General features: G+C 71.3%; 9 protein-coding genes. 3 read left to right on the top strand and 6 right to left on the bottom strand.

The genetic code is table 11. The features are described 5' to 3' along the window. The first annotated feature begins 158 nt into the window (after positions 1-158). The gene (locus tag OEY_RS0103810; protein WP_010592616.1) at positions 159-536 is read left to right on the top strand and encodes a VOC family protein; all 378 of its coding nucleotides are present in this window, start codon (positions 159-161) and stop codon (positions 534-536) included. Between the two features lie 77 nt (positions 537-613). Here the strand turns inward: OEY_RS0103810 and OEY_RS0103805 are convergent, their stop codons facing one another. The 5 genes from OEY_RS0103805 to OEY_RS0103785 all read right to left on the bottom strand — a co-directional run bounded on the left by OEY_RS0103805 (position 614) and on the right by OEY_RS0103785 (position 7,603). After that, a complete protein-coding gene (locus tag OEY_RS0103805; RefSeq protein WP_017680655.1) occupies positions 614-1,366 on the bottom strand; it encodes a LysR family substrate-binding domain-containing protein in 753 nt (250 codons plus the stop codon). A 4-nt stretch (positions 1,367-1,370) separates the two neighbouring features. Next, the gene (locus OEY_RS0103800; RefSeq protein ID WP_010592614.1) at positions 1,371-2,813 is read right to left on the bottom strand and encodes an amidohydrolase; all 1,443 of its coding nucleotides are present in this window, start codon (positions 2,811-2,813) and stop codon (positions 1,371-1,373) included. Positions 2,814-2,816: 3 nt separating this feature from the next. Then, complete coding sequence (locus OEY_RS0103795) at positions 2,817-5,321, bottom strand: DEAD/DEAH box helicase (RefSeq protein WP_010592613.1); 2,505 nt, start codon at positions 5,319-5,321, stop codon at positions 2,817-2,819. A 108-nt stretch (positions 5,322-5,429) separates the two neighbouring features. Next, positions 5,430-6,467, bottom strand: a complete 1,038-nt coding sequence (locus OEY_RS0103790; protein ID WP_010592612.1) for an alpha/beta fold hydrolase — start codon at positions 6,465-6,467, stop codon at positions 5,430-5,432. Positions 6,468-6,649: 182 nt separating this feature from the next. Beyond that, positions 6,650-7,603 carry a proteasome assembly chaperone family protein gene (locus OEY_RS0103785; protein ID WP_010592611.1) on the bottom strand — a complete coding sequence of 318 codons (954 nt, stop codon included), beginning with the start codon at positions 7,601-7,603 and terminating at the stop codon, positions 6,650-6,652. A 138-nt stretch (positions 7,604-7,741) separates the two neighbouring features. Here OEY_RS0103785 and OEY_RS0103780 point away from each other — a divergent pair, with 138 nt between their 5' ends. Then, positions 7,742-8,500 carry a hypothetical protein gene (locus OEY_RS0103780; protein WP_010592610.1) on the top strand — a complete coding sequence of 253 codons (759 nt, stop codon included), beginning with the start codon at positions 7,742-7,744 and terminating at the stop codon, positions 8,498-8,500. Positions 8,501-8,664: 164 nt separating this feature from the next. After that, positions 8,665-9,798 (top strand): DUF4192 domain-containing protein, encoded by a 1,134-nt coding sequence (locus OEY_RS0103775; RefSeq protein ID WP_010592609.1) that lies wholly within the window; start codon positions 8,665-8,667, stop codon positions 9,796-9,798. A gap of 10 nt (positions 9,799-9,808) precedes the next feature. On the opposite strand, the gene OEY_RS0103770 is transcribed toward OEY_RS0103775, so the two are convergent. Continuing rightward, positions 9,809-10,285 (bottom strand): NAD-dependent epimerase/dehydratase family protein (locus OEY_RS0103770; protein WP_010592608.1); only part of this gene is annotated, 477 nt, incomplete at its 5' end.

Here is a 10,285-nt window from a genome sequence, read left to right as displayed (position 1 = left end):
CCCCGCCGCTCCCGGTGTCTCGTGGGGACGCGAGATCGAGGTCGTGCCCCCTGGGACCGGGTGAGAGCCCGCACGGCCTGTGCCGTCGACGGGAGCCCGCGCCGTCGAATGGCCGCGTTCCCCGGCCCCGGCCGGTGACTTCGCGGGATCATGAGCCCATGTCGCGCCCCGCCATCGCACTTCAGGTCTACGTCCTCGACACACCGGATCCGTCCGGGCTGGCCTCGTTCTATGCCGCGCTGCTCGGCTGGGACATCGACGACGCCGCCACCCACGACGACTGGGTCCAGTTGCGTGCCCCTGCCGGTGGGGGCCTGGCGTTCCAGCTGGCACCCGAATTCACCCCGTCGACGTGGCCGGACGGCGGGGTGCGGTTGCAGGCGCACCTGGACCTCGAGGTGGACGACCTCGAGGCCGCGGAGGCGTGGGCCCTGCGGCACGGCGCGACCCGCGTCGCGGGTCCCAATCCCAGCCCTACCTTTCGTACCTACCGTGATCCGGGCGGCCACGTGTTCTGCCTCGTGCGTTCGGGGTGAGCCGCCGGGTACGCCGGGCTCTGCGCGCGGTGTCCTGCAGCCTCCCCGCTCCGAGACCGGTCACCGCGCCGGACCCGCTATCGACGCCGCCGCGCACGTCCGGCGCTCTTCGGGCGTCCCGCATTGCCGCGGCGGGTCTTCGGCTTCTTGTCGCCGACGACCTTCCTCGGTTGCGAACCCTGGCGTTCCCCGCGCCGCTTCTGCTTCGGCTGGGATTCGTCCTGCCGGCCCCGCGAGCTGTTGGCGGTGCGGCCCCGCACGATCCCGACGAACTCCTCGACCAGCTCGGTGGTCCGCTCCGACGGCCACACCAGTCCCACCTGGGACTGCGGGGCGTCGGTCACCGGCCGATACGTCAGATCCTTGCGGTGGTACAGCCGCGCCAACGACTGCGGCACGACCAGCACCCCCACCTCCGAGGCGACGTACGACACGGCCGCCTCCGTCGTAGCCGGCCGCTCGAACGCCTCCTGTCCCGGCAGGCGCGCCCAGTCCAGCACGTCGTCGCGCGGGTGCAGCACCGTTTCCTCCGCGAGATCCGCGACGTCCAGTTCGTCGACTGCCGCGACCGCATGGTCTTCGGGCACGACCACCACCGACGTCTCGGTGTAGAGATTGATCACCGACAGTCCGTCGCGAGGCAGCGGCAATCGCAGCACCGCGGCGTCGACCGTGCCGTCGCGCACCGCGCTCTCGCCGGCCGCGGCCGCCACCGGTACCAGTTCCAGGGGGACGTCGGGTATCCGTTCCGCCCACACCCGCGCCCATTTCCCGGGGGTGACACCGGGGACGTAGCCCAGCCGGAACGCCGGGGCGGACTCTTCGCTCACCCGCTCAGGCTAGCGGCCCGTGCGTCCAACGGCCGCCGAGCATCGTGCCCCACACCGCCGTCGCGGCCAGCTCCGCGCCGGAGCGGGGCAGCGTGTCCGCGTCGAGCACCACGAGGTCGGCGACGTCCCCGGCGGTGACGCGGGTCCGGCCGCCGGTGGACGCTGCGAGCGCCACCTGCAGATCCAGTTCCTGCTCGCGGTGCCAGACGCGGCCGTCGGGCAGGGTGCGGTCGATCGCGGCGGCCAGGGTCCGCCACGGATCGAGGGGTGCGACCGGTGCGTCGGAGCCGAGGACGAGGCGCGCGCCCGCCGCGTGGAGCGTCGCGTACGGAAACGAGCGGTGCGTCCGGCCGGGCCAGTACCGCTCGGCCAGGTCCACGTCGTCGTACACGTGCGCCGGCTGGATGCTCGCCGCGATACCGGACCGCGCGAAGCGTGGGACGTCGCGCTCGGCCACGAGCTGAGCGTGTTCCACGCTGCCGTGTGCCCCGGTGGCGGCGAACGCGTCGAGCACGTGCGCACACGCGTGGTCGCCGATCGCGTGGACTGCGCTCTCGAACCCGTGGTCGTGGGCGTGGCGCATCAGCGGCTCGAGTTGTTCCGGAGGCACCGTCAGCACCCCGTGCTCGCCGTCGGGATACGGCTCGTGGCAGTAGGCGGTGCGGGTACCGAGCGACCCGTCGACGATCACCTTCACGGGACCGACCGTCGCCAGACCCGCCGTGCCGGGCACCGGGTCGCCGGTCCGCATTCCCGCCGCGATCGCGGCACCGAGCCACCGGGGCCAGATGCCGCACCGGACACGCAGGTACCGCGTCCCGGCGCCGATGCGGCGTGACCAGGCGGCCAGATTGTCGGCGATCTCGAAGTCGACGACCCCGACGACACCCCGGGCCGCGGCCGCTCGGGCCGCGGCGTCCACGAGCCGGTCGCGCACCTCGGCGTCCACGCGCTGGATGTCGTTCATCAGCGGCATGAACTCGCTCTCGCGCAGCAATCCCGTGGGATGTGGGTGCAGCGAGAAGTGTTGTAGCGCAGAAGTATTGAACCAGGCGCAGTGCAGGTCCGCGCTGAGCGCGACGACCGGCCGGGCGGGGGCGATCGCATCGAGCACCGCTGCGGTGGGTGCGTCCGGCCACAGCCCGTCGCGAAAGCCGCGCGCGACCACGACGGGAGCGGGGTCGACGACCAGGCGGGCGGCCACCAGCGCGACCGCGTGCGCGGCCGACGTCGCGCCCGACAGGTCGAGCGCGGCGTGCGTGAGGGCCCACTGGTCGAAGTGCACGTGCGCGTCCCACAGTCCCGGCAGTACCAGTCGTCCGCCGACGTCGACGGTCTCGGCGCCGCCCGCGGGATCGGAGACGACGCGGTCGCCGGTGATCGGCAGGTCGACCGGGTCGGCGCCGGGGGCGGTGCGGGCACTGCGCAGGACGAGGTGCGGCGGCACGGCTCAGCCTTCGACGATCTCGAACTCGTCGAACACGACCTCGCCGGCCGCGTCGGATTCGGCGAGGTTCACCTCGCCGAGCAGCGCCCAGCCGTGGTCGCCTTCGGGGTCGGCCAGGGTCTGCCGGACCCGCCACAGGTCCTTCTCCTCGACGACGGTGAACAGCTGCGGGCCCCGCGCGTCGGGACCGGTGCCGATCTCGTCGTACTCCTCGAAGTACAGTTCGAGGAGATCGGCCCAGTCCTGCGCTTCGAGTCCGTCACCGAGGCCGGCGAGTGCGTCCCAGCGTCGTCGCGACGCCAGTTCCACCCGCTTGAACATCGCGTTGCGCACCATCACCTTGAACGCCCGTGGGTTCGCCGAGATCGGTTTGGGCACGTCCGCACCGAAGGCCACCTGCTGATCGTCGGATTCGATGCCGGGATTGGTCAGCGACTCCCACTCGTCGAGCAGGCTCGAATCGACCTGGCGGATCAGCTCGCCCAGCCACTCGGTGAGGTCTTCGAGTTCCTCGGTGCGGGCCGCGTCGGGAACCGTCTGGCGCAGGGCCCGGTAGGCGTCCGCGAGGTAGCGCAGCACCAGCCCCTCCGAGCGGGCCAGCCCGTAGTGGCCGACCAGTTCGGCGAACGTCATGGTGTGCTCGACCATGTCCCGCACGACCGACTTGGGGGACAGGGGGAACTCCGAGACCCACGGGTGCCCCGTGCGGTACGTCTCGAAGGCCGGCTCGAGCAGGTCCGCGAGCGGCTTCGGCCAGGTGATCTCCTCGAGGAGCTCCATCCGCTCCTCGTATTCGATGCCGTCGGCCTTCATCTGCTGCACGGCCTCGCCTCGGGCGGCGTGCTGCTGGGCCATGAGGATCTGCCGCGGATCGTCGAGCGTCGACTCGATCACGGACACCACGTCCAGCGCGTAGGTGGGGGAGTCGATGTCGAGCAGCTCGATCGCGGCGAGCGCGAACGGCGACAGGGGCTGGTTCAGCGCGAAGTCGCGTTGCAGGTCCACCGTCAGTCGCGCCGTCCGGCCGAACTCGTCGGGCTCGTCGAGCTGCTGCACCACGCCGGCCTGCACGAGCCCCCGATACAGCGAGATCGCCTTGAGGATGTGCCGGCGCTGGGCCGGGCGCGTCTCGTGGTTGTCCTCGAGCAGGTGACGCATCGCCTCGAAGCAGCTGCCCGGACGGGCGATCACGTTCAGCAACATGGAATTGCTCACGGAGAAGCGCGAGGTGAGGGGCTCGGGGGAGGCGGCGACGAGCTTGTCGAACGTGCCCTCGCCCCACGAGACGAACCCTTCGGGAGCCTTCTTACGCTGCACCTTGCGGCGCTTCTTCGGGTCGTCACCGGCCTTGGCGAGGGCCCGCACGTTCTCGATCTCGTGCTCGGGTGCCTGCACCACGACGGTGCCCATCGTGTCGAACCCGGCGCGGCCGGCGCGGCCGGCGATCTGATGGAACTCGCGGGCCTTGAGCTGCCGGGTCCGGGTGCCGTCGAATTTCGTCAGGCCGGTCAGCAGCACCGTCCGGATGGGCACGTTGATGCCCACGCCCAGCGTGTCGGTGCCGCAGATGACCTTGAGCAGGCCGTCTTGGGCCAGCCGCTCGACGAGTCGCCGGTACTTCGGCAACATCCCGGCGTGGTGCACGCCGATACCGTGCCGCACCAACCGCGAGAGCGTCCTGCCGAAACCGGTGGAGAACCGGAACGCGCCGATCGCCTCGGCGATCGCCTCCTTCTCCTCGCGGGAGCACATGCTGACGCTGGTCAGGGCCTGCGCTCGTTCCAGGGCGGCGGCCTGGGTGAAGTGGACGACGTAGACGGGGGCCTGATGGGTGGTGACCAGTTCCTCGATCTCTTCGCCGATCGGCTTCTGGGAATAGGTGAACGACAGCGGCACCGGCCGCTCGGAGCCGGAGACCTCGGTGGTGGGGCGGCCGGTGCGACGGGTCAGGTCCTTCTGCAGGAACGTGACGTCGCCGAGGGTCGCCGACATCAACAGGAACTGCGCACGGGGCAGCTCGACGAGGGGCACCTGCCAGGCCCAGCCACGGTCCGGCTCGGAGTAGAAGTGGAACTCGTCCATCACCACCTGGCCGATGTCCGAGTCGGCGCCCTCGCGCAGCGCCAGATTGGCGACGATCTCGGCGGTGGCGCAGACGATCGGGGCGCCGGGGTTCACCGAGGCGTCACCGGTCATCATCCCGACCCGATCGGCGCCGAACACCTCGCACAGCGCGAAGAACTTCTCACTGACCAGGGCCTTGATCGGGGCCGTGTAGAACGTGCGCTTACCGGTGGCCAGGGCGAAGAAGTGCGCACCGAGTGCGACCATCGACTTGCCCGACCCGGTGGGCGTCGCGAGGATGACGTTCGACCCGGAGAGCAGTTCGAGCAGCGCCTCCTCCTGCGCCGGATACAGCGAGAGGCCGCGCCCGGTCGTGAAGGCGGTGAAGGCGTCGAACAACGAGTCCTCGTCGACGATGTCGGGGATCAGTTCCGGAAGCAGCACCGCTCCAGGCTAGTTGTTGCCGGCGGGACCGCGCCGACGCGCCGGCCGGCCGCGGACCGCGGCGCCCGTCCCCGTCGAGTCCGCCGCTCGCCACGGTGGGCGGGGCGCTCAGGTGGCGCTGCGCTCGTCGGCGCCCATCGCACCGAGCACGGCCTGCCGGGTGGCCGGGCCGCCGGTGATCTGGCTCTCGCTGACGCCGTTGATCAGCAACTCACGCCAGCGCTCCTCGTCGAACACGAGAGGCGCGGTCGAGTCGAGGAACTCCTCGACCACCCGCAGGAACCGGATGGGGTCGTCGCGGAACGGGAAGTGACCGGCGCCGCGGAAGACGTCGAGCCGGGAATTCGGCATCGCCGAATGCGCCAGGTAACCGTGGCTCACCGGGATCACGCTGTCGTGATCTCCCCAGATCAGCTGCACGGGCAGGTTCTCGGTCAGGTAACAGCGGTCGAGCATCGTCACCACCTGCCCGCGCCAGTCCACGACGGCCCGCAGTGTGCGCAGGAACGCCTCGTAGGCGGTGGGATCGGGCAATCCGCTCAGGACGCGGATCAGATCCGACGTGTCGTGCAGGAAGACTCCCGGCCGCAGCGGCGTGTCGTGCAACTGCCCCAGCAGGCCGCCGGCGACGCGTACCGCGGGCATCGCGCCCGGCAGCCGGAGCAGCTTGAGGACCTCGCTCAGGCCCGGCATGGACAGCAGGCGCAGGGCGGGATGGACGTCCTTGGTGACGCCGCCTGCCGAGACCAGGATGAGCCGGTCCACCATCTGCGGGAACTGGTACGCGAACTGCATCGCGACGCCGCCGCCGAGGGAATGCCCGACCACCGTGACGTGCTCGATGCCCAGGACCGACAGCAGATCTCGGACCCCGTTGGCGTACGCGGCGACCGAATAGTCGGCGCGGGGCTTGTCGGAGCGGCCGTGGCCGAGCAGGTCCGGGGCGATGACGGTGTACTTACGGGCCAGGTGCGGGATGACTTCCTGCCAGGTCGAGGAGTTGTCGCCGATCCCGTGGATCAGCAGCAGCGCGGGCCCGTCGCCGGCGAGCCGGAACGCGCGGCGGTAACCGTGGATGGTCCGGAAGACCACCCGAGTCTCCGCATCCGGTACCGGCCGGAGCGTGCGTGTGCGTGATGAACCCATGTGCGTCTCCTGACCGCCGGATCCTCGTCGACCTGTGTCGTCCGAGGCGCCGGACCGTCGCCGGCCCGACCCTTCCGCTCAACTCGTCGAACCGAGCGTACTGACTGTATGTGACCTGCACAACGTCAAAGGTAACGAGAGAGTAATGATCAGGGGTCGGACCGGCGGCGATTCGAACCCGGTCAGGCGGGCGGTTCCGCCTCACCCGGCCCGTTTCCGCCGCGATCCTCGTACTCGGCGAGGAAACGTTCGAACTCGGCGCCGATCTCCTCGCCGGTCGGCAGATTCTCGTCCGTCGGCAGCTGGGCGGCCTGCTGCTCCTGCGCGGCGACATAGCTGTCGTACTGCCGCTCGAGTCCCCGGACCACCGCCTGCACTTCCTCGTTCTGGGCGATGTGCTCGTCGATCTGCTCGCGCACGCGCGCGGCGGCTTCGCCGAGCGCGGCCAGGGGCAGCCCGAGGCCCCCGGCTTCGGCGACGTTCTCGAGCAGCGTCTCGGCGGCACCCGGATAGTCGGTCTGTGCCAGGTAGTGCGGCACGTGGACCGAGAACCCCACCGACTCGTGACCGTGCTGCGCCATCCGCAGCTCGAGCAGTGACGACACCCCCGCCGGCACCTGCAGTTCGCCCGTCCAGCGATGGTGATCGGCGATCAGGTCCTTGTTCGTCGAGTGCGCGGTCACGCCCAGTGGGCGGGTGTGGGGAATCGCCATCGGGATCGCGCTGATCCCGATCGTGCGCCGGACGCCGAACTGCTCGGCCAGCAGGCGCACCGCGGTGATGAACCGCTCCCATTTCAGGTCGGGCTCCGCGCCGGCGAGAAGCAGGAAGGGAGTACCGGCGGTGTCGATCAGGGCGTACAGGTTGAGTTCCGGGGCGGCGTAATCCGAGAAGTGATCGGCCTTGAACGTCATGGTCGGGCGCCGGGACCGGTAGTCGATCAGCTCGTCCACGGCGAACGACGCGACGAGCTCGCTTTCGAGGCTCTCCCGCAGGTGTGTGGTGGCGAGCCGTACCGCATGCCCCGCGTCGGCGAACCCTTCGAGGCCGTGCACCAGGACGGGGCCCTCGCCGTCCGCGGACGTCAACCGGGGCGCAGGGAACTCGAGCTCGTACATGCGGGACTGGTCGTCCATGCGAACATCCTCCGTTCGATCCGGGGCGCCGTGATACCGCCGGGTCCCCGGCGTGGCATGGTGGAGTTCGAGTCTAGTTGAACTGATGATCAGCTTCCGCCGGGGCGTGACCCGGCGGAACGCGACAGCGGAGGTCCGGTGGCACCCCACAGCGCAGGAGACGACGTCCGGCCGCCGCGCCGCCCCCCGGCCCCCGGCCGCCGGCTGGGCGCCACCGCGTTCGGCGCGGTGCTGCTGCTCGCCGCCGGGTGCTCGTCGACCGTCGGCGGGACACCCCAGCCCGAGCCGGCCGCGCTGGCCACCACGGGCGACGCCGCGACCGCGAGCCGCCCCCTCGCCGAACTGCTGCTGCCCCCCGAGGAGTTCCCCGAGCCGTACGACGCGGTGGTACTCCCGCCGCAGGCGGTCGCCCAGGCCGCTCCCGATCTCACGGGCGTGCCCGAGGGTGCCAAGGTGGATCCACCCGGCTGCCTGCCACCGCCGCAGAATTTCGGCCCGGACGGGACCGCGATGGTGGTCGGCACGGACAACGACAGCCGGGCCACCATCTCGGTGGAACTCGTCGCCGTCACCGACGAGCTGGCCGCCTACCGCGAGCATCTCGTCGAATGCCCCGTCGTCGCGGCGACCCGCCGGGGCGTCACCGCCACCGTGACCACCACGCTCGACCCGTCGGCGCCCCCGGCGCCCCCGGGGGTCGAGACCCTCGCCTTCACCCGGACCGTCCGGTCGGGGGAGGGCCGGGAGGTGGTCACCCAGTCGATGACCAGCCGCATCGCCCAGCTCGGCGACGTGCGGGTGCTGGTGACCTACATGTCCTTCGGTGCCGGGCCCGCCGACACCGGCGGCCTCACCCGGGTCTTCGACGCGAGCGTGGAGCGTGTTCGCGCCGCCTGAGTGCAGTCGCTCGAGCGCGGCACGCTACCAGCGCCCGCCGACAACGGGCGGTCCGGACTCCCGCAACCGCCGTAGTTGTCCACAACCGGGGCGTTCGTCCCCAGATTCGGCGAATCCGGGTCGCACGGTCTCCGGGGGCGCGGACCGTCGGGGACAGTCGGGCCATGACCACATCGACTTCCTCGCCCCGCCCGCTGCGACTCACCGATCCGGGTGAACTGATCGCCGCCGTGCCGGCCATGCTCGGCTTCCTTCCCGCGCGGTCGCTGATCGTGCTGAGTCTCGCGTCCGACGCGGGTGGCGGACGCGACGGCGCCCGGTCCGCGGCCGTCGGCGCCGTCATGCGCCACGACCTGATGCTGCCTCCCGGCGAGGACGATCCGGTACCGGCCGCGATGCGTGACGTCTTCGAGCGGTTCGGTGCGCTCTGCGACCGGGAGGGCGCCGACGCCGTGCTCGTCGTCCTCGTCGACGACCGCCTCGACCATCCGGACGCCCCCGCCGTCGCCGCAGCCTGCCGCTTGCTCGACGACTTCGCCGTCCGTCTCGATCGTCACGGGATCCGCATCGCCGGCGCCCACGCCGTCTCCGAAGTCGCCTGTGGCAAGATATGGTTCGCGCTCGTCGGCGGCGTGCACGGGACGGTGCCGGACCCGCAGGCCTCACCCGTCGCCGCCGCTCGGGTCTTCGAGGGCGGAGCCATCCGACGGTCGCGCGCCGAACTCGCCGACCTGCTGGCCCCCGTGCCGATGCCCGGACGGCTGCAGGTCGCCGACCACATCGACGAGGCGATCGACACCCGCGACCTCGCCTACGAACTCGCCGTCCGTGCCGGCGGCCGCGAGCGCGCCGACCGTCAGGAACTCGAGGCCGTCCTGAGTCACATCGCCCGGCACGGCGACGGCGCCGAACTGCTCGCCCCCGAACTCGCCGAACTCGCAGTCCTGCTGTCGAACTCGACCGTGCGGGACGCGGTGATGGCCCTCGCGACGGGTGCCGAGTCCGACACTGCCGAACGATTGTGGATCGCGCTCACCCGGCGTCTCCCGGACCCGGAACGAGCCGAGGCCGCCGCTCTCGTCGGCTACAGCGCATACGTACGTGGCGACGGGCCGCTCGCCGGGGTCGCTTTGGGTGTCGCACTCGAATCGAATCCGCGGCACCGGCTGGCCGACCTTCTCGACCAGGCCCTGCAGGCCGGGTTGCGGCCGCACACCGTGCGCGGTCTCGCCGACACCGGCTACGAGATCGCCGCGCGGCTCGGGGTGCGAATGCCCCCGCCGGAGCCGGCGGCGTGACCTCGGCCGCTCAGCGCCGTGCCGCGTGCGACCGGTCGCCGAGCCCCTGCAGGTAGGCCCACGCGTCGGTGACGATCTCGTCGAGGCTCGTGTGCTGCGGCTTCCAGCCCAGTTCCTCGACGGCGCGGCGGCTCGAGGCGATCAGCACGGCCGGGTCCCCGGCACGCCGGGCGGCGTCGACGACCGTGATAGGCAGCCCCGTCACCCGGCGACACGCCTCGATGACCTCCCGGACGGTGAAACCCTCACCGCTGCCGAGGTTGTAGACGGCGTGTTCGCCGGGACGGGCGGACTCCAGTGCCAGAAGATGGGCGTCGGCGAGGTCCTTGACATGGATGTAGTCCCGCACCGCCGTACCGTCCTTGGTCGGCCAGTCGGTGCCGAACACCGAGATGTGCTCGCGCTGGCCGAGGGCCACCTGCAGCACGAGCGGAATCAGGTGGGTCTCGACCACGCGGTTCTCCCCGGCGCCGTGGTACGCACCCGC

Source organism: Rhodococcus sp. P14, from assembly GCF_000256505.1.
Classification (GTDB): Bacteria; Actinomycetota; Actinomycetes; order Mycobacteriales; family Mycobacteriaceae; genus Rhodococcus; species Rhodococcus ruber.
Note: the sequence above shows the minus strand (reverse complement) of the source record. Positions and strands in the feature narration are given on the sequence as shown.

Excerpts from the sequence above, each read along its gene's own strand:
- OEY_RS0103810 (WP_010592616.1), top strand. The coding sequence starts at position 159 with ATGTCGCGCCCCGCCATCGCACTTCAGGTCTACGTCCTCGACACACCG.
- OEY_RS0103790 (WP_010592612.1), bottom strand. The coding sequence starts at position 6,467 with ATGGGTTCATCACGCACACGCACGCTCCGGCCGGTACCGGATGCGGAG.
- OEY_RS0103785 (WP_010592611.1), bottom strand. The coding sequence starts at position 7,603 with ATGGACGACCAGTCCCGCATGTACGAGCTCGAGTTCCCTGCGCCCCGG.
- OEY_RS0103775 (WP_010592609.1), top strand. The coding sequence starts at position 8,665 with ATGACCACATCGACTTCCTCGCCCCGCCCGCTGCGACTCACCGATCCG.